Source organism: Methylobacterium organophilum (assembly GCF_022179465.1).
Classification (GTDB): Bacteria; Pseudomonadota; Alphaproteobacteria; order Rhizobiales; family Beijerinckiaceae; genus Methylobacterium; species Methylobacterium organophilum.
The window spans coordinates 231,207-252,103 of sequence record NZ_BPQV01000008.1; the positions used below are offsets into that span (position 1 = coordinate 231,207).

At 70.4% G+C, this 20,897-nt stretch carries 19 protein-coding genes and 1 riboswitch; of the genes, 2 read left to right on the forward strand and 17 right to left on the reverse strand.

Going from position 1 to position 20,897, the window contains the following annotated elements:
* Positions 1-10: 10 nt before the first annotated feature.
* The gene (locus MFF21_RS15035; RefSeq protein ID WP_308445685.1) at positions 11-1,039 is read right to left on the reverse strand and encodes an ABC transporter substrate-binding protein; all 1,029 of its coding nucleotides are present in this window, start codon (positions 1,037-1,039) and stop codon (positions 11-13) included.
* A 142-nt stretch (positions 1,040-1,181) separates the two neighbouring features.
* On the opposite strand from MFF21_RS15035, the gene MFF21_RS15040 reads away from it, so the two are divergent.
* Positions 1,182-3,596 (forward strand): hypothetical protein, encoded by a 2,415-nt coding sequence (locus tag MFF21_RS15040; RefSeq protein ID WP_238311936.1) that lies wholly within the window; start codon positions 1,182-1,184, stop codon positions 3,594-3,596.
* Here the strand turns inward: MFF21_RS15040 and MFF21_RS15045 are convergent.
* The 3 genes from MFF21_RS15045 to MFF21_RS15055 form a co-directional block, all read right to left on the reverse strand.
* Complete coding sequence (locus MFF21_RS15045; protein WP_373325028.1) at positions 3,568-4,185, reverse strand: SCO family protein; 618 nt, start codon at positions 4,183-4,185, stop codon at positions 3,568-3,570. The genes MFF21_RS15040 and MFF21_RS15045 overlap by 29 nt on opposite strands.
* Positions 4,178-5,296: an MBL fold metallo-hydrolase gene (locus MFF21_RS15050; protein WP_238311937.1), complete on the reverse strand. Its 1,119-nt coding sequence runs from the start codon at positions 5,294-5,296 to the stop codon at positions 4,178-4,180. The genes MFF21_RS15045 and MFF21_RS15050 overlap by 8 nt, the downstream gene beginning before the upstream one ends.
* 583 nt (positions 5,297-5,879) lie before the next feature.
* Positions 5,880-6,365 carry a hypothetical protein gene (locus MFF21_RS15055; RefSeq protein WP_238311938.1) on the reverse strand — a complete coding sequence of 162 codons (486 nt, stop codon included), beginning with the start codon at positions 6,363-6,365 and terminating at the stop codon, positions 5,880-5,882.
* A 277-nt stretch (positions 6,366-6,642) separates the two neighbouring features.
* Between MFF21_RS15055 and MFF21_RS15060 the strand changes: the two genes are divergently transcribed.
* Positions 6,643-7,491 (forward strand): outer membrane protein, encoded by an 849-nt coding sequence (locus MFF21_RS15060; RefSeq protein ID WP_238311939.1) that lies wholly within the window; start codon positions 6,643-6,645, stop codon positions 7,489-7,491.
* A gap of 155 nt (positions 7,492-7,646) precedes the next feature.
* Here MFF21_RS15060 and MFF21_RS15065 read toward each other — a convergent pair whose 3' ends face one another.
* The 13 genes from MFF21_RS15065 to MFF21_RS15125 all read right to left on the reverse strand — a co-directional run bounded on the left by MFF21_RS15065 (position 7,647) and on the right by MFF21_RS15125 (position 20,535).
* On the reverse strand, positions 7,647-8,597 hold the full coding sequence (locus MFF21_RS15065; RefSeq protein WP_238311940.1) for a helix-turn-helix domain-containing protein: 951 nt from the start codon (positions 8,595-8,597) through the stop codon (positions 7,647-7,649).
* A 440-nt stretch (positions 8,598-9,037) separates the two neighbouring features.
* Positions 9,038-9,997: a DUF6925 family protein gene (locus tag MFF21_RS15070; RefSeq protein WP_238311941.1), complete on the reverse strand. Its 960-nt coding sequence runs from the start codon at positions 9,995-9,997 to the stop codon at positions 9,038-9,040.
* On the reverse strand, positions 9,975-10,805 hold the full coding sequence (locus MFF21_RS15075; protein ID WP_238311942.1) for an ABC transporter ATP-binding protein: 831 nt from the start codon (positions 10,803-10,805) through the stop codon (positions 9,975-9,977). Before MFF21_RS15075 ends, MFF21_RS15070 begins: the two co-directional genes overlap by 23 nt.
* Positions 10,802-11,848, reverse strand: a complete 1,047-nt coding sequence (locus MFF21_RS15080; RefSeq protein WP_238311943.1) for a FecCD family ABC transporter permease — start codon at positions 11,846-11,848, stop codon at positions 10,802-10,804. Before MFF21_RS15080 ends, MFF21_RS15075 begins: the two co-directional genes overlap by 4 nt.
* Positions 11,845-12,690, reverse strand: a complete 846-nt coding sequence (locus tag MFF21_RS15085; protein WP_238311944.1) for an ABC transporter substrate-binding protein — start codon at positions 12,688-12,690, stop codon at positions 11,845-11,847. Before MFF21_RS15085 ends, MFF21_RS15080 begins: the two co-directional genes overlap by 4 nt.
* Before the next feature lie 7 nt (positions 12,691-12,697).
* Complete coding sequence (locus tag MFF21_RS15090; protein WP_238311945.1) at positions 12,698-14,635, reverse strand: TonB-dependent receptor plug domain-containing protein; 1,938 nt, start codon at positions 14,633-14,635, stop codon at positions 12,698-12,700.
* Between the two features lie 156 nt (positions 14,636-14,791).
* Positions 14,792-14,987: riboswitch (cobalamin riboswitch) on the reverse strand.
* A 126-nt stretch (positions 14,988-15,113) separates the two neighbouring features.
* Positions 15,114-15,347, reverse strand: a complete 234-nt coding sequence (locus MFF21_RS15095; RefSeq protein ID WP_238311946.1) for a hypothetical protein — start codon at positions 15,345-15,347, stop codon at positions 15,114-15,116.
* A 181-nt stretch (positions 15,348-15,528) separates the two neighbouring features.
* Positions 15,529-16,185 carry a Rossmann-fold NAD(P)-binding domain-containing protein gene (locus MFF21_RS15100; protein WP_238311947.1) on the reverse strand — a complete coding sequence of 219 codons (657 nt, stop codon included), beginning with the start codon at positions 16,183-16,185 and terminating at the stop codon, positions 15,529-15,531.
* A gap of 39 nt (positions 16,186-16,224) precedes the next feature.
* Complete coding sequence (locus MFF21_RS15105) at positions 16,225-16,866, reverse strand: class I SAM-dependent methyltransferase (protein WP_238311948.1); 642 nt, start codon at positions 16,864-16,866, stop codon at positions 16,225-16,227.
* A gap of 148 nt (positions 16,867-17,014) precedes the next feature.
* Positions 17,015-17,863 (reverse strand): SDR family oxidoreductase, encoded by an 849-nt coding sequence (locus MFF21_RS15110; RefSeq protein ID WP_238311949.1) that lies wholly within the window; start codon positions 17,861-17,863, stop codon positions 17,015-17,017.
* 178 nt (positions 17,864-18,041) lie between these two features.
* A complete protein-coding gene (locus MFF21_RS15115; RefSeq protein WP_238311950.1) occupies positions 18,042-19,079 on the reverse strand; it encodes an AraC family transcriptional regulator in 1,038 nt (345 codons plus the stop codon).
* A 14-nt stretch (positions 19,080-19,093) separates the two neighbouring features.
* A complete protein-coding gene (locus MFF21_RS15120) occupies positions 19,094-19,942 on the reverse strand; it encodes an oxidoreductase (RefSeq protein WP_238311965.1) in 849 nt (282 codons plus the stop codon).
* A 125-nt stretch (positions 19,943-20,067) separates the two neighbouring features.
* Positions 20,068-20,535, reverse strand: a complete 468-nt coding sequence (locus MFF21_RS15125) for a DUF2147 domain-containing protein (protein ID WP_238311966.1) — start codon at positions 20,533-20,535, stop codon at positions 20,068-20,070.
* Positions 20,536-20,897: the final 362 nt, after the last annotated feature.

Consider the following 20,897-nt stretch of genomic DNA (forward strand, 5'->3'; position numbering starts at 1 on the left):
TGTGCGATCCCTATTTCGCGACCGCTTCGGCCTGCGTCGCCTCGAAGAAGCGCGCGTCGAACAGGCCGTCGGTGGAGGGCGTCTTCTCGGTGATGCCCAGCGTCGTCTGGAAGGCGAGCATCGCCCGCGTGGCGTCCACGATCGCCCGCGGATCGGCCACGTACTGCGTCGCCGGCGAGGCCAGCGCCTTGGCGAAGACCGCCTGGCTCACGATGCCCTTGCCGAGGGCGGCCTCGACCGCCGGCAGCGCCCGGGCCGGCTCCCGCTTGAGCAGATCCACCGCCCGCACGATCGCCAAGACGAGGCGGCGCACGGCCTCAGGGTGCTGCTCCAGGAAGGCGCCGCGCACGGCGACCACGGTGCCCGGCTGCCCGGGGAAGAGGTCGTTGCCGCCGGCGACCAGCCGGAGATCGGGGTTGCGCTCCCGGATGATGGTGAGGCCCGGCTCGCGCACCGTCGCGGCATCGACCGCGCCCGACAGGATCGCCTGCTGGGCCGCATCGATTCCGAGGGTGACGACCTGCACGTCCGCGGGATCGACCTTGTGGATCTCCCGCAGCCAGAAGCTCAGATTCGTGTGGGGGATCGAGCCGAGGGGCTGCGTGGCGATCTTGGCCGGCCGGCCATTCTCCTCCCGGAAACGCCGGAAGGCCGCGGCGGGCGCTGCCCCCTCGGACAGCCACTTGCCGAGCTTCGCGCCGGCGACGAGCACGTTCTCGCCGGTCGCGGTCGCGGCCACGACGCGCAGATCGACGCCGCGCTCCCGGCCGATCGCCACCGGGGTGACGCCGGCCACGTAGATGTCGACGGTGCCGCTGGCCGCGGCCTGAACCGCGTTCGGCCCGGAATCGAACAGGGTGATGGTGGGCTTGAGCCCGCCGGCGCTCAGCCAGCCCTCCCGCTCGGCCACGTAGAGCGGCGCCGCGCCGAGAACCGGGATCGCCCCGATCCGCACCGCCAGGTCCTGCGCCCGCGCGGCCACGGAGAATCCCAGCACACCGAAAAGAAGAATTGCCCACCGGAGCGGTCGAGACGACATGATCGTTCTTTATTTTAGAGAAATGCCGAAAGATCTGTTTAGATCTACTTGTAGTATGAACATGTCATGCGGCGGCGCAAGACTTCTCCGCCGAAGACCGCTATAGCGCCGGCAAAGACCTCTTGGACGAGAACCGGACACGATGCGGGACGAGGGCGAAGGCAGGGCGCGGCTGGGCGAGCATGTGGCGCCGGCCGGGCTCTACGCGGCGATCAAGGCGCGGCCCTTCCTGGGCAGCGTCCATTGCAGCCACGACACCCTGGTGGCGGGGAGCTGGCACGAGGTGGTGCTGACCTACGAGGTCGGCGCCTGCGGCATCGCCGACGGGGCCACCTTCAAGGCGACCTTCAAGTTCTACTCGGACTGGGCCCTGTTCCAGACGGCGGATCCGGCCGCCGCCAACTATGTCAGCGCCGAATACGAGGCCGGCCCGCTCGCCCCCGGGCAATCCCCCGCCACCGTCCAGTCGCTCAGCGTGCGCTTCGACCAGAAGGGGCACGAGCGGCCCTTCCAGAAGGCGGTGATCGTCGACGTGGTCGACGGCTATCTCAATGCCGGCGACCGCATCGTCCTCCGCCTCGGCGACCGGCGGGCCGGCGGCCCCGGCACCCGGGTCCAGACCTTCGTCGAGGACGGTTTCCGCTTCCGCTGCTACGTCGATCCGCTCGGCACCTCCCGCTACGTCGCGGTGCCGGGCGACCCGGTGGTGCGGATCGTCGCCGGGCCGCCGGAGCGGCTGCAGCTTGCCGCGCCCCGCTTCGTGGCGGAGGGGGTGGTGCCGTCCCTCACGGTCGCGCTGCTCGACCGCTGGGGCAACATCGCCCGCGACCAGGGCGGCCGCCTCGACGTGACGGCCGCGCTCGGGGACCGCATCGTCTCCAAACAGAGCCATGCGGTGCCCGCGGAAGGGTGGGCCGCCCTCCGGATCGAGGACCTGCCGCCGGTCTCCGGCACGATGCGCCTCCGCGTCGTCCGCCCCGGCACCCGCGACCCGCTGGAGGGCGAGGCCTTCGTCTCGGGGCTCGCCGACGCCCCGGTGCCGCGGGCGCTCTACGGCGATCTCCACGTCCATGCCCATGACACGGTCGGCACCAACAGCCCGGCCTACAACGCCGCCTATGCCCGCGACGTGGCCGGCGTCGACGTCTACGGCTACACCGCCAACGACTTCCAGATCACCGACGAGGCCTGGCGCCAGGGCGTCGCGGTGGTGAGCGCCTTCGACGCGCCCGGCCGGTTCGTGGCCTATGCCGTGCAGGAATGGTGCGGCAGCTCGACCGCGGGCGGCGACCACCAAGTGCTCTTCCTCGGGGAGGATCCGCCCGGCTTCCCGTTCAACGGGCGCGGCGAGCACAACCGCACCTTCCTCTGGAACGAGAGCATGCAGGGCACGGGCGTCGAGGTCGGGCGCTGGCCGGTCGAGGATCTCTGGGCGGCCTATATCGACGACCCGGAGAACCACCTCGTCATCCCCCATGTCGGCGGCCGGCGCTACATCCCGGACTGGCATCATCCGGAGCTGGAGCGCCTCGTCGAGATCGCCTCCGCCTGGGGGCAGTTCGACTGGCTCTACCGGGACGTGATCGCGCGGGGCTACCGGCTCGGCGTCTGCGCCAACGGCGACGAGCATCGCGGGCGGCCCGGCGGCGGCGTGCCGGGCGTGCAGGTCTTCGGCGTGCGCGGCGGCCTGACCGGCATCCTGTCGGACAGCCTGGACCGCCGCTCCGTCGGCAGGGCCTTGCGGGCCCGGCGCACCTTCGCCACGACGGGGGAGCGCAGCGCTCTCCTCGTGCGCTGCGGCGACCATCTCCAGGGCGACGCCTTCGTGCAGGATGGCCCGGCGCGGCTCGATTACCGCTTCCTCGGCGAGGCCGGCTGGGAGGAGCTGACGGCCCACGACCAGACCGGCCCGATCTGGCGGCGCGACCTGCACGCCGAGCTCGGCTACTCCGAGCGCCTCGTGCGCCTGCGCTGGGGCGGCGCGCGCATCCGCGACCGCTATCGCTGGGCGAGCTGGGAAGGCCGCATCCGCATCCTCAACGGCACGATCCGCCGTCTCACGCCCCAGGGCTTCGAGCATGCCGAGGAGACGGCGTGGCGGGCCGGCCCCACCGAGATCGCCTTCCGCTCCGAGACCTATGGCGACAGCGACGCCATCGAGATCGACATCGGCAACCTGGACCAGTGCCGCTTCGTCATCGAGGGGACCATCGGCGGCTTCGTGAAGGTCGGCGACCCGCGCCGGCCCGCCCCCTTCGTGCACGCGCCGGATTTTCATTGGGAATGCAGCGGGCGCGACTTGCTGGAGCAGGGTGCCCTGCGGCGCGAGCTCGGCGGCACGGAGCTGTTCCTGGCGCTGGAGCGGCTGACCGAGCGGCCGCTGCCCCGCGACGTGGCCGGCCACATCGTCGTGGCGCCGGAGAACGCCCCCTTCGGCTTCCGCCCGGTCTATTTCTCCGGCCGCCAGCGCGACGGAAGCCGGGTCTGGTCCTCGGCCCAGTTCATCACCTTCGCGGGGACGGCGCCCGTCAGCCCTTCCCCAGGTGAGGCCGGATGATGGTGAGCATGCGCTCGGCGGAGGTGCCGGGCGGGAAGAAGCCGAGATAGCCGCCCGCGCGGTCCATCAGGTAGATGAAGGCGGAATGGTCGATGGCGTCCTCGCCGCCCGGCCGCGCCACCCGCTCGTAGAACACCTTGTAGGCCTCCGCCGCCTGCCGGATCGCCGCCGCGCTCCCCGTCAGGCCGATCAGGCGGGGATGGAAGCTCGGCAGGTACTCCGCGAGATGGGCGGGCGTGTCGCGCGCGGGGTCGAGGGTGACGAAGACCGGCTGGATCGCCTCCGCCGCGTCGCCGAGCAGGGTCAGAGCACGGGCGATCTCCATGAGATCGGTCGGGCACACGTCGGGGCAGCCGGTGTAACCGAAATAGACGATCCGCAGCTTGCCGCGGAAATCGGCCTCCGTGCGCGGGCGCCCGTCCTGGTCGACGAGGGCGAAGGGCCCGCCGACCGGCTCCCGGTTCCACATCAGCACGTCCATCAGCTCCGCCGCCGAGCGACGCGGCGCCTCCTCGGCCCGGGCCGGAAGGGCCGGCGCACCGCAGAGCGGGCCGAGCAGGAGGAGCGCCCGGAGCCCGGCCCTACGCACCGAAGGTCAGCCGGCTGCCCGTGGTCGGCACGATGACGTGGTCGGGCAATTGCGCCTGCGCTTCGAGGGCGAAGTTCAGGCCGCTGCAATGCATCGGGATGACGACGTCGGGTTGGAGCTTGGCGATCTCGGCGACGACTTGGCTCAGATACTCCTTCGGCGCCGGGCCGAGATGGAAGCCGCCGACGATGGCGTGGACCTTCTCGATGCCGGACACCGCCTGCGCCTGCCGCACCGAATTGACGATGCCGACATGGCCGCAGGAGCTGATCACCACCAGGCCCTTGCCGCGGACGTTGAAGCAGGTCGCGTGCTCGTGGACATGCTCGTCGGGGATGATCGTCCCCTGGAGCTCCGCCGGCGCATAGTGGCTCGCGTCGCAGCCGAGCCCGTCCTTGATGCCGCGCTCGACGAAGGTGTTGGGCAGGATGCGCTCGATCGAGGCGCGCTTGATGGGGCCCGTGGTGAAGGCGTGGCCGGCCACCACCGTCGGCGTCTCGCACAGCACGGTCGCGATCCTCTGCGCGGCGAGTTCGCGCCGGTCGAGCTGACCGAAATCCGTGAACTGGCCCTGCACGCCGCTGGGGCTGAGGCGGTGGCAGAAATTGTCCTCGCCGCCGGCATAGAGCTTCAGGTCGGGCGCGAGGCGGCTGCGGTATCTGTCGAGAAATCCGGTCAGGCCGCCGTAATGATCGTGATGGCCGTGGCTGACGATCAGCGCATCGACCCGGGTCGGGTCGACCTTCAGGATCTCGATATTGTTGAGCAGCGCCTCGGGGCTGTAGCCGAAATCGAGGAGGATGGTGCGGGCCTCGTCGCCGGCCTTCGATTCCGCGAAGAGCGAGAGGCCCCACTGGTTGTGCAGCACCTTGCGGTAGTCGCTGCCGCGCCCGCTGCCCGGCGGCTGATGGAACACGCCCTGCACGGTCGAGGGTTTCAGGAACTGGTCGTGGGCGGAATCGATCAGGACGCGGAGGGAGAGCGTGTCGACGGTCGGCACCGCGATCGGCCCGGCCCGCGCGATCTCGATGCAGGCGAAGCCGGCCGAGGCGCCGGCGGCGAAGGCCGCCGATGCCTTCAGGAAGCCGCGCCGATCCATGCTCCCGACCATCGCGTCAACCTCATCGCATCATGTATGCGATTGATGTATTTGAGATCTTTCAGAATTGTGTCCCTTATTTTTCCAAGAACATAGAAGATTGACCTAGCCGGCATTTTGGACCGGACCGATCGAAAGTCTCCTGCATGGCGGTGGCCATGCGTCGCTGGAACGCCAGATCCTGGACGGCGATGAGCGCGGGCGGCCGGTAACCCAGCGACGCGTGAGACCGGATGCGCTTGCCGGTGCTCTGCCAAAGACCGATCACGGTTTGCGCCTCTTACCGCGCGCAAAAGATCGGTTGTCGTAGGCACCCGCCGCGCAACTGACCGTCGACACTCTCGCCGCGCCCGTCTCCCACGGTGAACCTGGGGCGATGGACGGGATCGGCGCCCCGTCTTGGCGACTCAGCGGCAGCCCGGTGACGCGGCAAGATCCGTAGCGTCCCTGTCCGGCCGCCGGGGCGATGACGACGCGGCTCCGGATATCCCCGTCGACCGGCACGGTCGGCACGTAACGCCGCGTGCCGCAGTGCCGGCCGACGATAGGACGGCACGTCGCTGCGTCTGTCCCGTCGGCCGTTGACGCAGCGGGCTTATCGGGCGCGACAATTCGGTCCGGCCCAGGTTCCGCTTTGAACGTCGAGGCCGCCGCCGCTTCCGGCGCCACAGACCGGAAAACTCTTGTCGCCGGATCGCTGCTGGCTCAGGGCGCGGTAGAGCGCGCGCCGGCGCTCGTCCTCTTGGTTCTGGGCGCTGATGCGGGCCTGCCGTGCCAGTTGCTCGTTCTGCCGAAGGGCGTCTCGTTGCTGGGACACCCCCATCATGCATTGCGCGAACGCATCCGTCCCGGCCTCGAAGCCGAACCCGACACATTTGTCCTGATCCATGGCCCGCTGCTCCTTGGCCGACACGCAGGCGGACAATGTCAGCGCACAGGCCCCAACGAGGACAAGTCCCACGAAGCCGGCGCCGGAACGCCGCGGCCCCATCTCACCGTTTTCCGAACGGCGATGGTTGAACGCAATGGGTGACGACATCGGCATCGAGGGTCCCTCATCTACGGCTTGCAGGAACAGCACCGAAGCCCCTGACAAAATCATGAAAAATTGCGATGAATGATAATTTACGGTGTGTAGGCCGGGGCAAGGTGAGTGCCGCACCCGCGGCGCAGAACCGCCGACCAGACATGGACTTCCGAGACAAGAGCAGGCGCCTGGGTCGCCGCTCCTCTTGCGTCCCAAAAGATATCCCCAGAATCCCAGGCCGTCGCCCTCAATTGCGACGTTGCCTGGATGCTACAGACTTTCCGCAGTCGGTCTGACATTCGATCTGTGCTGAAAAAACAGGGCACAGTCGATGTATAAATACGGTTTTATCTCCGCATCTGCTGCAATCGTTGCTTGCGGATCCGCCTTCGCGGCCGATCTGCCGCGTCGCGCTGCTCCGCCGGCGCCGGTCTTCACCCCGGTCCCGGTGTTCACCTGGACGGGGTTCTACCTCGGCGGCAATGCCGGCTACGCCTTCACCACCCGTGAGAGCAGCAAGCGGAACGCCGCCTTCCTGATCGACGATTCCGATATCGGCACCGTCGGGGGCACCTTCAGCTTCAACAACCGCGGCCAGAACGGCTTCACCGGCGGTCTGCAGGTCGGCGCCAACTACCAGTTCACCCCCGGCAGCGGCTTCGTGGTCGGCGTCGAGGCGGACGCGCAGTATCTCGCCGCCGGTCGCCGCTACTCCGGCGTGCTCGCCGGTCCCGGCACCGTCCTGAACCCGAACACGGTCTTCTTCGATCCGCGGGCCACGGCGGGCATGGAGTATTTCGGGACCGTGCGCGGCCGCCTCGGCTACGCCTTCGACCGCACCCTCGTCTACGCCACCGGCGGCTATGCCTATGGCGGCGGCAACGAGAAGCGCTACTTCGGCTTCACCGACAACGGCCAGATGCGGACCGGCTGGGCCGTGGGCGGCGGCGTCGAATACGCCCTCCCGACCGACTCCTTCCTGAACTTCTTCAAGTCCTCCGCCGTGACCCTGAAGGTGGAAGGCCTCTACGTGAACGTCCAGCGCAACCAGGGCACCGCCCTCCTCGCCGTCAACACCGTGACGGGCGACCTCTACCTGCGCACCCCCGACCGACGCTCCCTCGGCGACGACTTCGCCGTCGTGCGCGCTGGCGTAAACTACAAGTTCGGAAGCTACTGAGCCGAACCGGCTCGACAGCCTTCGGCGAAAGCGTCCCCAGCCCCGATCACCTGGCCGCTGAACCGAAAGACGTCCCGGGCTCACGCCCGGGACGTTCGTTCATGTCACGGATCCGCCGAGCATCGGTGCCGATCCGCGAGCGGCTCCGCCGCCGCTCACAGATTCTCGATCCAGCTCCGCAGAACGGGCATGCCGGCCCGGCGGTCGTCGAGCCCCAGATGGTAGCCGCTGGTCTCGCTGGGCATGAAGCCGAAGCGACGCCGGAAGGCCCGCCGGAACGTCTTGTCGTCCGAAAAGCCGACCGTGTAGGCGAGCTGCGAGATCCGCAGCGGGCGCCCCCCCTCCCCTCGGACGAGGATCCGCATCGCCCGCATGAGGCGACGGTCGCGGATATAGGCGAGGACGCCGCCGCTCTCCGTGAAGAGGCGATACAGGGTCGAGCGCGACAGGCCCAGATGCGCTGCGATCATCGCCGGGCCCAGATCGAAATTGTGAAGCTCCCGCTCGATGAAGCGCCGGACCTTGATGCTCGCTTCGAGCTTCTGGGGAGGCGGGCTCCCGTCGCGTCCGCGCAGATAGGTCCCGCAGAGCTGCGCGATCGCCCGCGCCGCGGTGGCCGCCTCATGCGGCTGAAGCAGATCGCCACAAGCCACGACATTGGCGAGGAATGCGTGCAGCAGCCGCGCGAACGAGTCGTCGCCATGGTCGAAGGCATGGCCGTGCAGGCCATCCAGTCGGCAGCCCTGATCCTCCAGGAGGGCGCGGGGAATGACGAGGTTCGTGGCATCGACGGGATCGGCGACGATGCGAACGGGCTGGGCGAGATCGAAGACGACGCATTGCGTCTCCGTGACCAACTCGATCCGGTCGCGGGTCTCGACCCGGCTCTGTCCGCGCCGGTAGAACTGCAACAGGATGTGATCGAGCCCCTGCCGCTCGATCATCTCGGCCGAGCGCTCCAGGACATGGGCCGGCGCGATCACGTCTCCGACGATGAGTTCGCCCAGATGGTAGCTGCGCATCCCGATCGGGATCGACAGATCGGTCTCCGGCCCCCAACTGACCGCGAAGACCGGGGCGATGTGCTCACGCCAGGCAAGCCCCAACGCATCCGGATCGGCCCCTATGGGCGGGTCGAAGCGGTGACAGAGAACGCTCGAACCATCCCCGAATCCGTTCTCGATCGTCCCATTCATTGTGGAAGTGTCTACGCCGACGATACTTGCGCGGATGCATAGCACCAAGCTGCGAAGCGATCATCTCCACATAGGAGTACCATCCCCGCGAGCATGAAAATCTGCGCGCTCGTTGCGTAATTGTTACGCTAACGATTCCAATGACTTTCAAGACCAAAATCGGGGCAGCCCGTCTCAAAATTTCTTCCTGCCGGATGGGAAGGCCGCGACGCAAACCTGACTTTCGAGACCGCGCTCGTGCCTCGAGCCTGAAAGGGACTCTTGGCGCGATCGGCCTGCCTAGGCTGCACCGGGTGAAGGAGCCGGTCGCGTTCGGGCGTGAACCGCCCTCCCCTTCGGCGGAGGGCGCTCTAACCGGCGCCGTTTTCGTCCTCGTCGGTGTCGGCGGCGCCCTCGATGATCTCCCCCCGCAGGGAGCGCGCCTGGGCCTCGGCCACGCGCCGCGCGGCCTGCGCGTGGCGGCTCGACACGGGGCTGTCCGGGCCGAGAACGCCACCGCGCTTGACCGCGAGAAGCTCCGGATCGCCCCAACGGTCGAGCAGGATCTGAAAGGCCGCGTGCCGGGCCGCGTCGAAGGCGATCCGCCGGCCCAGCATGTCCTTGTAGGTGTGGGCCGGGTGGAGGCCGGCGCAGGGGACGAAGCCCGCGGGGATCGGCGTCGCCGCCGCATGCGTGCGGCCGCTCCGCAGGAGCTTCGGGAGAACGTGGGTGTGCGGTCCCTCGGGGCTGATGCCGCCAGGGCCCGGGATCGGGGCATAGACCTCGATGCGACCGACCCGGGCGAGGAACACCCGGTGGGGGCTCATCGCGACGAGCTGGCGTCCGATCGGGTTGGCGGGGTCGAACAGGGGCTGCCCGACGCTCGACCGGAGGCAGGCGATGGCGTGCGCGTCGTTCGTGCGCACACAGGCATCGACCGCGAGCAGGTCGAGGCCGAGATCGAACAGGATGGCGTCGCGGTCCTGGAGGCGGGCCGCCTCCCGGTCGGGACCGAGCTCCGTCACCACGCGCCGCCGGCTCATGGCGCAGGCCGCCTCCGGCAGGCACAGGGCGATCGCCTGGTTCCAGCCCGACGCGACCGCGGTCTCGTAGGCCACCGGGCGCAGGCCGGGGCAGGCGGTCAGGGCGATGGCGCCGCGCTCCGTCGCCAGGCCCATGCGGTCGTCCGGCAGGGCCGTCACCGCCTCGTCCGGATCGCGCATGAACTCGGCGATGGCCCCGAAGCTGCCGAGGCTCCAGGCGGTGCCGGGATCGGCCAGGGCCTCGCGCAGGAGGGCGGTGACCGCCTCAGCCTGGGATGATGGCGTCATCGCTCGTCCCCCTGGTGGCCCCGGACCGCGCCCAGGGCAGGATGTATCGGGTTCCGTCCGCGGCCCGGCCCCGCTCCGCCGTCACGCCGAACACGCGGGCGAGCAGGGCATCGGTCAGGGCCTCCTCCGGCCGGCCGTCCGCGACGAGCCGGCCGGAGGACAGCACCACGATCCGGTCGCAGAACCGGGCGGCCAGGGCGAGGTCGTGCAGGACGGCGACCACGCCCGCGCCGTCGCGCGCTGCGGCGCGCAGCAGCGCCATGGCGTCGAGCTGGTGAGCCGGGTCGAGGGCCGTGACCGGCTCGTCGACGAGGAGCCACGCGGCCTCGACCGCGAGCGCCCGGGCGAGCAGCGCGCGCATGCGCTCGCCGGAGGACAGGGTCGGCTCGGGCCGACCGGCGAGGTGCCCGACATCGGTGCGCGCCATGGCCCGCGCGATGGCGGCCTCGTCGGCCTCGGAGAGGGCGGCGAAGGCGCGGCGATGCGGCAGCCGGCCGAGGGCCACGATCTCGCGCACGCTCATCGGCCACCCGACGCCGGCGCCCTGGAACAGGGCCGCGACGCGGCGGGCGCGTTCGTCGCGGCTCATGCCAGCCAGCGCCCGACCCTCCAGGGTGACGCGGCCTTCCGCCGGGGCGATCAGCGCCGCCAGGACCCGCAGGAGCGTGGTCTTGCCGGCGCCGTTCGGGCCGACCAGCCCGACGAATTGCCCGCGCTCCAGGGCGAAATCGATCTCCGACAGGATCGTCCGACCCTCGAGCGTCACCCGGATAGCGTGCGCGGAGAGGCTCGTGACGGACAGGCTCATGCCCCCCTCCCGCGGTTCCTCAGGAGCAGCCCGATCAGGAAAGGCGCGCCGATCAGGGCCGTCACCACCCCGAGCTTGAGCTCTGGCCGGGTGGCGAGCAGGCGCACCCCGATATCCGCGGCCAGGACCAGGACGGCCCCGGCGAGCCCGCTCGGCAACAGGCCGGCGCCGGGCCGCGCCCCGACCAACGGCCGCATCAGGTGAGGCACGACGAGGCCGACGAAGCCGATGGCGCCGGACACCGCCACCCCGCTGCCCACGGCGAGCGCCGCCCCGGTGACGAGGCGCAGGCGCACCGAGAGGAGGCCGAAGCCGAGGCTCGCAGCGGTATCCTCGCCGAGGGTGAGGGCGTCGAGGGCGGAGCCGGTGGACAACATCAGGCCCCAGCCGACCGCCATCAGGGGCAGGCAGAGGAGGACGTGATCCATGCTGCGGTCACCGAGCGAGCCCATCAGCCAGAACACGATCTCCAGGGCGGCATAGGGGTTCGGCGACAGGTTGAGGGCGAGCGCGGTGAGCGCCCCGGCGAGGCTCGACAGGCCGATTCCGGCCAGGATCAGGCCGAGCGTGCTGCTGCCGCGGGCGGCGAGGGCGCTCAGGAGAAGGGCCGCGACGGCCGCCCCGGCGATACCGCCGAGGGGCAGGGCGAGGCTCAGGGACGCGGTGAGGCCGCCATAGAACACGATCACGGCGCCGAGCGCGGCGGCCGAGGAGATGCCGAGGATGCCGGGATCGGCGAGGGGGTTGCGCAGGTAGCCCTGCATCGCCGCACCGGTCAGGCCGAGGCTGAACCCGACGAGGCCGCCGAGCAGGGCGCGCGGGATCCGCAGCTCCCACAGCACCAGGGCCGGGAGCGTGGTCCGGCCCGCGACGAGATCCGCGAAGGCGGCGGTCATGTCGAAGGGCGCGTAGCCGATGGCGATCGAGGCGCAGGTCAGGGCGAGGACGGCGAGGCCGAGGAGAGCGATGACCGCCCGACGGGCACGCGGCATGCCGAGTCGCGGCGGGGCGGCATGGGCGAGGTTCACGACAGGCGCGTTCATGGGCGGGCGGCCTGCGCGTTCGCGGCGGCGGCCAGCCGCGCCACGACCTCCGCCACCTGGGGGCCGGGGCAGGTCCAGAAGCGGTTCGGGATGGCGACCACCCGCTGCGTGCGTGCGAGGGCCCGGAACACGGGATGCTGCAGGAGCGCGTCGGCGAGCGAGGGCGCGCCCGTGCCTGTCTCGTCGACCACGATCAGGTCCGCCTTCGCGAGCACGGCCGCTTCGAGGGGGACCTGACCGAAGCGGTCGCGACCGATCTCGCCCGCCACGTTGACGAGGCCGGCGGCGCGGATGAGCGCGTCGCCGAGGCCGCCGGGCGCGACCGTGAAGGCGTTCGGCCGCATGACCAGGGCCCGCAGGGGACGGGTGGCCGGTGGGACGGAGGCGAGCCGGGCATCGAGCGCCGCGACCATCGCCTCGCCCCGCTCGGGATGGCCTACGGCCGCCGCCACCTGCCGAACCTGCGCACGCACCCCGTCGAGATCGGCCGGCACGCCGAGCTCGAGCACCGGCGCGCCGACGCGCTTGAGCATGGCGACCGTCGCGCGCGTGGTGAAGGCGCCGGCGATGACGCGGTCGGGCCGGAGGGCGACGACCTCCTCGGTCAGGCCGCGCGCCACCGGCAGCCCGGCGGCCTCGGCCGCCACCGTCGAGCCGCGCGGATCGGCGGCCAGAACGGTGACCGCCAGGACCTGCTCGCGGTCGGCCAGCCGCAGGACGAGCTCGTCCGCGCACAGGTTCATCGAGACCACGCGCAAAGGCGCTGCCGCCGCACCCGCGGCGCGCGCCGCGGGCAGGGCGGCCAGGCAGGCCGCGAGCAGAAGCGCGCTGCGTGACGGCATCGTCACCTCAGAAGCTGGTCAGGCGCACGCCACCGTAGACGGCGAGGCCCGGCCCGAGGAAGCCGGTCGGGTTCTCGTAGCGGCGGTCGAACAGGTTATCGATCCGCCCGAACACGCTCACGCCCTCGCTGACGTCGTAGCTGACGGCGAGATTGACGAGGGTGAAGCCGGGATTCTTCAGCCGCGGCACGGAGAAGTCCCGGTTGCCGTCGACGAAGTGGCCGAGCACGATCACCGTGCCGCTGACGGTCAGACCCGGCAGGGGCGTCCACGTGGCGGTGGCGCTGCCCTTGTGGCGGGGCCGGCGCAGCAGTTCCTGGCCGGTGATCTCGTTCTTGGTAACCGTGTTCGTGTAATCGACGCGGCCCGAGAGCGTTTCGGAGAACCGGACCGAGACGAAGGCTTCCGCACCGTAGGACTCGGCCTTCCCGACGTTCTCGTTGGACGTGAAGCTGGCATTCGTCGTGATGAGATTGGTGAAGTCGTTGCGGTAGTAGGTCGCGCCGACCAGGACCCGGTCGCCGAGCGGCTGCTCGATGCCGGCATCGTAGCCGAGGCTCTCCTCGGGCTTCAGGTTCGGATTGCCGAAGAAGTTGAAGGCCGGGAAGTCCTGGTAGAGCTGGCTCAGGGTCGGCGCCTTGAAGCCGGTCCCGACGCTTCCCTTCAGGCGCGTCTCGGTGAGGGGCAGAATGTAGCTCGGCGCCACCCGGAAGGTCGTGGCCGCGCCGAACTGGTCGTTCTCGTCGTGGCGGATATTGGCAACGAGGAAGGCGCGCGCGAAGGGCGTCAGCTGCGCCTCCCCATAGCCCGCCGTGTTGCCGTTCCGCGCGCGCAGGGAATCCGGGACGGAACCCGGTGTGGTCGTGAACAGGTGTTCCTCGTCGCGCTGCACCCCGAACAGCAGCAGGTTGCCGGGGGAGAGCAGAACATCGCCGCGATACTCGTAGCGCGTGCGCTCCCCGAGCCCCGTGGTCGCGTCGGGGGTCGCGAGCGGGTCCAGCGGCCCCTGCTGGCGGTTGAACAGGTTCGAGTAGTTAATGGCGAAGAGGTTGTGGAAGCCGGCGAACGGCGTCCACTCGGCCTCGTTGCGGGTGAAGATCTGCTGGACGGCGGCCTCGCTGCGGAACGCGGCCGGTGCCGATGGGAAGGTGCTGAGATCGTCGCCCGTGAACAGCAGACGCCCATTGATGAAGCGCGTCACCGAATTGATGCGGAACGTGTCGGTGAACTGGTAGCCGAGCTTCGCCGAGACGGTCTCGTTGTCGTAGAAATTCGGATGGACCGGGCGCCCAAGCGGCACCAGGTCCCGCGGCGTGACGGGGGTCGCGGCGGCTCGGACATGCGCGATCGTGACCGCGTAGTCGAAGCCGTTCTCCGAGCCGCTGATCCGGCCGCTCTGGTTGAAGGTACCGAAGGAACCGCCCTCCACCCGAAGCGAGGTGCGGGCCGGCCCCTCCCCGCGCTTCGTCGTGAAGGCGATCACGCCGCCGATGGCGTCCGAGCCGTAGAGGCCGCTCTGCGGCCCGCGCAGCACCTCGATGCGCGCGAGGTCGTCGGTGAGGAGCTGGCCGAAGTCGAAGGAGCCGTTGCCGTTCGACGGATCGGTGGCGTCGATGCCGTCGATGAGCACCTTCGTGTGGTTGGAATTGGCGCCGCGGATGAAGACGGAGGTCTGGCCGCCGGGGCCGCCCGTCTGCACGACGTTGAGGCCCGGCACCTGCTGGAGCGCATCCGGCACGGTGCGGCGCTGCTGCTGTTCCAGCATCGGCGATGTCAGCACGGTCACGCTCGATCCGACCTGCGCCGTCGGTGTCGGCACGCCGGTGGCGCTGACGGAGATCTCTTCGAGGGCGGCAGCGGCCGGCGCATCGGCGAAGGGCGTCGCGCTCTGCTGGGCGAGGGCGGGCGCGGTCGAGAGGGCGGACAGCGCGCAGGACAGGGCCAACGCGCTCCGGAGCGCGGAAGGAAGGGACAACACGGGACGGCAGCCTCGGGCAACGGCAGTGGCACGTCACCGCGAACGAGGCCTCGGGTCACCGCCTCCTCGCAGGAATGGCGGACCTTCGACACCCGCCAGGACACCCCGCCCGGCGCGCTTCGCGTGTGACCACGACTGACGGCAGGTCTCCTGGCTCGCGGGTCGCTGCCCTCTCACCGTCTTCCCGGGCGGATCACCCAGTGACATAGTGGCGGAAGGCTCGCCGCTCACAGTTGCGGGGGCAGCCGCGGCTTCAGAGCGAACCCCTCACCGCGTTCCCTTTTGATCCCCGAGGGGAACCGTCGCCCCATTCCTCTCACCGTGGCCAGGGGCGGTCAATCAGGCCGGGATGGGAACGGCACAGCTGTTGCCGTCTCGCCTCAGCAAGGACTCTCGCCGCGTCCGGTCATGCCAGCCGGCACCGCCGCAGGACCCGGGAACGGTGCTATCGCGCCGGACGCTCGACGGAACCCCGCGCCCGGACGGAATCGGCGCCCTTGACGATCGGGTCGCGGGGATTCGCGGCAGGCGAGGAGGCGAGGAAATCCCAGGCCTTCTGGCCCTGAAGGGTCGGAGCGGCGGCGCGCATCCGAGATTCCGCGGCGGCGCCCTGCGCCAGAGCGGGGCTTGCCGTTGCCGCCGTCACGGTGAGGGCGGCAAGCACGATCCGTATGCTCATGGTCGAGATCTTTCGCGTGGGCTGCATTCGATGGAAGAATGCCACCGCAACGAGAGCAATCAAGAACAAAAGTGTGCTCTTGCGTTCCCGACGAAGACCGATTCCCGGGCCCTCTCGCCTTGGACGAAGCGGGATCGCGCGCGCGGCGAGGCCCCCGATCGGGCGACGCGGCGCTTCGGTATCAGGGGCGCGTCCGGCCCGCAGGAGTCCGCTTCTCCCCATGGAGCGAGGCCACATGGCAGCCCGGAAGCGCGGCCCGGGCGCTGTCGAGCATGACGCGGGCGATCGTATCCGCCGGGGCGATCCGCAGGCTGGCGGGCAGGATCGGATCGAGCGCACCGAAGACGAGCGCGGCGATCTGCTCGCCGAGACGGGGCTGGGCACGCTGTCCGCCGATCAGGCCGGGGCGGACCAGCGTCAGGGAGGGGAAGCCCAGCCGTTCGATGTCGTGCTCCAGTTCGCCCTTCACCCGGGGATAGAAGAAGCGTGAAGCGGGATTGGCGCCGAGGGCCGAGTTGAGGACGAAGCACGGCGTGCCGTGGGCGCGGGCCAGCCGGGCAGCCGCCAGGGGATAGCCGTGGTCGATCCGCCGGAAGGCCTCCTCTGAGCCTGCCACGCGCATCGTCGTGCCGAAGGCGCAGAGGGCGGCGTCGGCTTGCCACCAGCTGGCGGCCTCCGGCAGCGCCTCGAAGTCCACGAGGGGCGCCCGCAGCTTGGGATGCGGGGGGAGCGTGCGCCGCCCCGGAGCGGTGACCTCCGTCACCCGCGGATCGGCCAGCGCCCGCTCCAGGACATGGCGGCCGACGAGCCCCGTCGCGCCGAGCAGCAGCACTCTCATTCCCGAACGATCCCCGCGCCCACCGCGATGCCCCGCGCTTCAGTCGAAGGCCGGCGCCCCGCCCGCGAGGGGCTTGCGCCGGGTGATCTTGTAGACCGCCGCGGGCGGCACGTTCGAGACCGTCGCGCCGATCCGCCGGGCCTTGAGGCCGAGGCGGTCGAGGATCGGCCGCGGCACGGGGCAGCGCGGCCCGTAGGTGAACTGGTAGAAGGCGCCCTGGCTGCGCAGGAGGGCGAAGGCGCCCGCCAGAATCGCGAAGACCTTGCGCGGCGGCATCGAGAGCAGCGGCAGGCCGCTGACGACGGCGCCGAATTCCTGCCCCTCGAAGGCGGCGTTGCCCCTGATCTGCGCCGCATCCATCCAGAGCACCCGGGCCTCGGGAAAGCGCAGCTGCAGGGTCCGCGCGAAATCGGAACCGAATTCCACGAGGGTAAGGTCGCTCTCGGCCAGGCCGCGGTCGAGCAGCGCGCGCGTGAACACCCCGGTCCCCGGCCCCAGTTCGAGGACCGGCGCGTCCTTGGCGGACAGCTCCGCGGTCATGAGGCGGGCCAGGGCCTCGCCGGACGGGGCGACGGCGGCGACGCGCAAGGGGGCCGCCACCCAGGACCGGAAGAAATGCACGTAATCGGCGAAGCCGCCTGCCGCGACAGCCCCCGCCTCCGAACGCATCAGCCAGACCATGACGCAAAGCTCCGATCGGCCCGCGCCCGGCGGCGCGGCCATGGGATTGAGGGAGAGGAATGAGGCCGAGGCGGAGGCCGTCTGCCGGCCCTCCGGCCCCGGATCGCGGGGCGGACCCGGGCCGGAGGCCGGGTCCGCCCGAGGCCCGTCAGGCGCTGAAGCTGTGCCGGGTCGACTGCCCCTGCGCCGCGTTGGAGACCGCCTCCCAGGCTTCCCAGGTGGCGAGGCGCTCCGCATAGGCCGCCCGGGCGACCGGCAGGCCTTCGGTGCCCAGGAAGAAGCGCAGCGGCGGGGTCTCGGCGTCGACGATCCGGAAGAGCGCCTCCGCCGTGGCCCGGGGATCGCCGAATTCGACATGGGCGGCGCCGGCGAAGATCTGGGCCCGCAGCGGCGCATAGGCCTCGATCCCGGCGGCGAGCTTCAGGGAGGACGGCCCGGCGAATTCGGTGGCGTAGGCGCCCGGCTCGATCAGCGTGACCTTGATGCCGAAGCCCTTCACCTCGTGGGCCAGGCTCTCGTGGAGCGCTTCGACCGCCCATTTCGAGGCGTGGTAGAAGCCGATGACCGGGCTGGCGACGAGCCCAGCGACGCTCGACACGCCGAGGATGTGGCCGCTGCCCTGCGCCCGCAGGTAGGGCAGCACCGCCTGCAGGACGCGCAGCGCGCCGAAGACGTTGGTCTCGAACTCGGCCCGGACATCCGCCTCGGACGTCTCCTCGATGGCCCCGACCAGGGCGTAGCCGGCATTGTTGACCACCACGTCGAGCCGCCCGAAGCGCTCATGCGCCCGCGCGACGGCCCGGCCGACCTGGTCCGGATCCGTCACGTCGAGGGCCAGCGGCAGCACGGCGTCGCCGTAGCGCTCCGCGAGATCGGCGACGCTCGCCGCCGAGCGGGCGGTGGCCGCCACCTTGTCGCCGCGCGCGAGCGCCGCCTCGGCCCAGACGCGGCCGAAGCCGCGGGAGGCACCGGTGATGAGCCAGACTTTCTCGGTCATGGGAACTCCCTGTTCCAACCTGTTCGCAGAAGGGCAGCGGAAGGATCTGCAGGGTCAGGGATAGGCCGCCGGCCCGCCCTTGAGAGTGACGGCGGGCGCCAGTTGTCTGGCGGAGAGCGCCAATGAGGGGCTCCCCCGCCATGGGACGGTTCCGTGGGGACTACCCCGGGCCGTCCCCTCAGTGGAGGGCGTGCGGCCGCCCCGGCCCGGCGCCGCCTCGGCCGTTCAGCTCGCGCCAGCGGCTCGGCGTCACGCCCTCCCAGTCCCGGAAGGCCCGGTAGAACGAGCTGGTATCCTGGTAGCCGAGCAGGCAGGCGACCTCGTCGATATCGGTGGCCGGATCGGCCAGGAGCTGGCGCCCGAGTTCCTGCCGGGCCTCGACCAGCATCTCGCGGAAGGTGCGGCCCTCCTCGGTGATGCGCCGCTGCAGGGTGCGCTCGCTCGTGCCCAGCTCGCGGGCCACGTCGGCGAGCTCCGGCCGCCCGCTGGCCAGGCTGCGCTTGAGCACGATCTTGACCTGCGCGCAGAGGGAGCTGCGGGCCTCCAGCTCGCCCAGGGCCGAGGCCAGGCTCGGCGTGAGCATGTCGAGGAGCTCCGGGTTGTGACCCGGGAAGGGGCGATCGAGGTCGGCCCCCTTGAGAAGCAGCGCGTTGCGCGGCGCGCCGTAGCGGATCTCGCAGCCGAAATACTGCCGATGCGCGTCATGGCCGGGGCCGGGGCGCTGGAGGTCGAGCCGCAGGGGCGTCAGGTGCAGGCCGGTGCCGCGGCGGCCGAGCTCGACCAGGGTGGCGAAGGCCACGTCCGTCGCGATCGCCGGCTCGGGCTCGGTGGCGTAGAACCAGGCATTCGTGATCAGGCATTCGCCGGCGCCCTCGACGATGTGGAACTGCTCCGGCGTGCACAGGCGCTTGAAGCGGGCGAGCCGGTGCAGGCCGTCGCGATAGTCGCGGGCGTGGAAGGCGGCGAGGCTCGAGGGCGGATGGGCGGCCGTGGCCGCCCCGGCCACGAACCGGATCCCGAGGGCGGGCTCGTCCGCCAGCGCCTCGAGGGCCCGCCAGATGGCGAAGAACTGCGCCGTCGTGACCAGGGACTGCCCCTCGAGATGCAGGGTCGCCGGCAGCCGGGCCTGACGCAGCAGGGCGGCCGGCGGGATGCCGATCTGGGCGACCGCCCGCCAGAAGGCGGCGGGCACCTTGCACCGGTCGGCTGGTATCATGGCGGTCCCTCCGATCAGGCGGCGGCGCGGGAGATGCCGGTCGCCATGCGCATGAACCCGTCGAAGGCGCGATCCGACAGGAACCGGCGCAGGAAGATCATCGGCTTGGCGCCGAAGCCGACCGCGTAGCGGGTCTTGGGCCGGCGGGCGGTGACGGCGGTGGCGATCGTATCGGCGATCAGTTGCGGCGGGGACTGGCGCTTGCGGCTGGCCTCGCCGACCATCGACTCGGCCATGGCCTTGGCTTGCGCGCCGTAGACGCCCCGGCCGGAGGTCTCCAGGAGCTTGTTGGCGGCGATGCCGGCCCATTCGGTCTTGATGCCGCCGGGCTCGATCACCACCACGTCGATGCCGAAGGGCTGCACCTCCAGCCGCAGGCAGTCGCTGATGGCCTCCAGCGCGAACTTGGTGCCGTGGTACCAGGCGCCGAGCGGAGTGTGGATCTTGCCGCCCATGGAGGTGATGTTGACGATGGTGCCCGCCCGCTGCGCCCGCATCTGGGGCAGCACGAGCTGGGTGAGCCGCACGGCACCGAACACGTTCACGTCGAACTGGGCCCGCGCCTCGGCGAGCGGCACGTCCTCGACCGCCCCGTAGGAGCCGTAGCCGGCATTGTTGACCAGCACGTCGATGCGGCCGGCCTTGGCCACGATCTCGGCGACGCCGGCCTGCATCGAGGCCTCGTCGGTCACGTCCATGGCGAGGACCTGGATGCCGGCCCGGGCGAGGCTCTGCATCCGGTCCACGCGCCGCGCGGCCCCGAACACCGTGTAGCCGAGCGCCTTGAGCTTGAGCGCGGTGGCTTCGCCGATCCCGGACGAGGCCCCGGTGACCAGGGCGACCTTGTTGCTTGTACGATCCATCACTGTCTCCTCAACATGCGCATAGGGTAGGCCCCGGCGCACGACAGCGCATTCGCGAAAACCGACAAGGATGATGCGAAAGGCGCCAATCCTCGGTGGATCGGCGCCAGCCGGCCGGTGCGCCCTTAAGGCATGCGGTGGAACACGCGGGTCTGACCGAGCAGGGAGACGCCGAGGAAGCCGCGCAGGTGCAGCTTGCCGCCCTGCATCTCGGCCTTGGCGTTGTAGGTGCGGCCCGAGGAGGCGTCGTAGATCGAGCCGCCGGTCCATTCACCGTCCGCGTAGCGCAGGCCGGTGATGAAGACGATGTTCTTCAGGGAGCGGCTCCGCAGGGCCGGATCGGGATTCTTGGCATCGTTCTTCAGGGTGACGCCGTCGGCCTCGACCACCTCGTTTCCGTAGAGGAAGCGGGCCTGATACGCGGCGCCGGCCCGGAACATGTCGAGCCGCACCGTCCCGTCATCGGCCTCCCACTTGCCGACGATGGCATCGGGCGAGGCCGCCTGGGCGAAGGCTTCGGGAATCGTGGTCAGGTTCAGCGTGGTCAGCATCAGCGCACAGACCATGCGCCGGGAAAGAACAGCTCTTTTCATCGATGGGACCTTGCCTGGATGATCGTCAGGCGACAGAGTTCTTCTTGGATGCTTCTGTCGACGTGCCGAGCTTAAGCAAAGCCTCGTCTTCCGACATTGGCCGGAAGCGTCACCCGGATGGCCCGCCGCGCCATTACGGTACCGGGCGGCCGAACAGAGTCCCGGTCAGGACGGCCGGGAAGCCCCCTCCCCTGTCGGTGCGTTTTTTTTCGAGCGCGCTGCGGGGAAGGTTTTTTGGAGAGGGCCGTTTCGCTGGTCCTGAACGCGCGAAAGCCGCCTTGTGGGGGCGGCTTTTATGCGGGTTGGGTGTTTGTGTGTTTTGTGTGTTTGTGTTTGGTTGCGGGGGCAGGATTTGAACCTGC

What these genes read in the sequence shown, in the direction of transcription:
- MFF21_RS15070 (WP_238311941.1), bottom strand. Translation starts at nt 9,997, where the DNA reads ATGACGCCATCATCCCAGGCTGAGGCGGTCACCGCCCTCCTGCGCGAG.
- MFF21_RS15050 (WP_238311937.1), bottom strand. Translation starts at nt 5,296, where the DNA reads ATGGTCGGGAGCATGGATCGGCGCGGCTTCCTGAAGGCATCGGCGGCC.
- MFF21_RS15125 (WP_238311966.1), bottom strand. Translation starts at nt 20,535, where the DNA reads ATGAAAAGAGCTGTTCTTTCCCGGCGCATGGTCTGTGCGCTGATGCTG.
- MFF21_RS15100 (WP_238311947.1), bottom strand. Translation starts at nt 16,185, where the DNA reads ATGAGAGTGCTGCTGCTCGGCGCGACGGGGCTCGTCGGCCGCCATGTC.
- MFF21_RS15115 (WP_238311950.1), bottom strand. Translation starts at nt 19,079, where the DNA reads ATGATACCAGCCGACCGGTGCAAGGTGCCCGCCGCCTTCTGGCGGGCG.
- MFF21_RS15110 (WP_238311949.1), bottom strand. Translation starts at nt 17,863, where the DNA reads ATGACCGAGAAAGTCTGGCTCATCACCGGTGCCTCCCGCGGCTTCGGC.
- MFF21_RS15040 (WP_238311936.1), top strand. Translation starts at nt 1,182, where the DNA reads ATGCGGGACGAGGGCGAAGGCAGGGCGCGGCTGGGCGAGCATGTGGCG.
- MFF21_RS15075 (WP_238311942.1), bottom strand. Translation starts at nt 10,805, where the DNA reads ATGAGCCTGTCCGTCACGAGCCTCTCCGCGCACGCTATCCGGGTGACG.
- MFF21_RS15035 (WP_308445685.1), bottom strand. Translation starts at nt 1,039, where the DNA reads ATGTCGTCTCGACCGCTCCGGTGGGCAATTCTTCTTTTCGGTGTGCTG.
- MFF21_RS15060 (WP_238311939.1), top strand. Translation starts at nt 6,643, where the DNA reads ATGTATAAATACGGTTTTATCTCCGCATCTGCTGCAATCGTTGCTTGC.
- MFF21_RS15120 (WP_238311965.1), bottom strand. Translation starts at nt 19,942, where the DNA reads ATGGATCGTACAAGCAACAAGGTCGCCCTGGTCACCGGGGCCTCGTCC.
- MFF21_RS15105 (WP_238311948.1), bottom strand. Translation starts at nt 16,866, where the DNA reads ATGGTCTGGCTGATGCGTTCGGAGGCGGGGGCTGTCGCGGCAGGCGGC.
- MFF21_RS15085 (WP_238311944.1), bottom strand. Translation starts at nt 12,690, where the DNA reads ATGCCGTCACGCAGCGCGCTTCTGCTCGCGGCCTGCCTGGCCGCCCTG.
- MFF21_RS15080 (WP_238311943.1), bottom strand. Translation starts at nt 11,848, where the DNA reads ATGAACGCGCCTGTCGTGAACCTCGCCCATGCCGCCCCGCCGCGACTC.
- MFF21_RS15095 (WP_238311946.1), bottom strand. Translation starts at nt 15,347, where the DNA reads ATGAGCATACGGATCGTGCTTGCCGCCCTCACCGTGACGGCGGCAACG.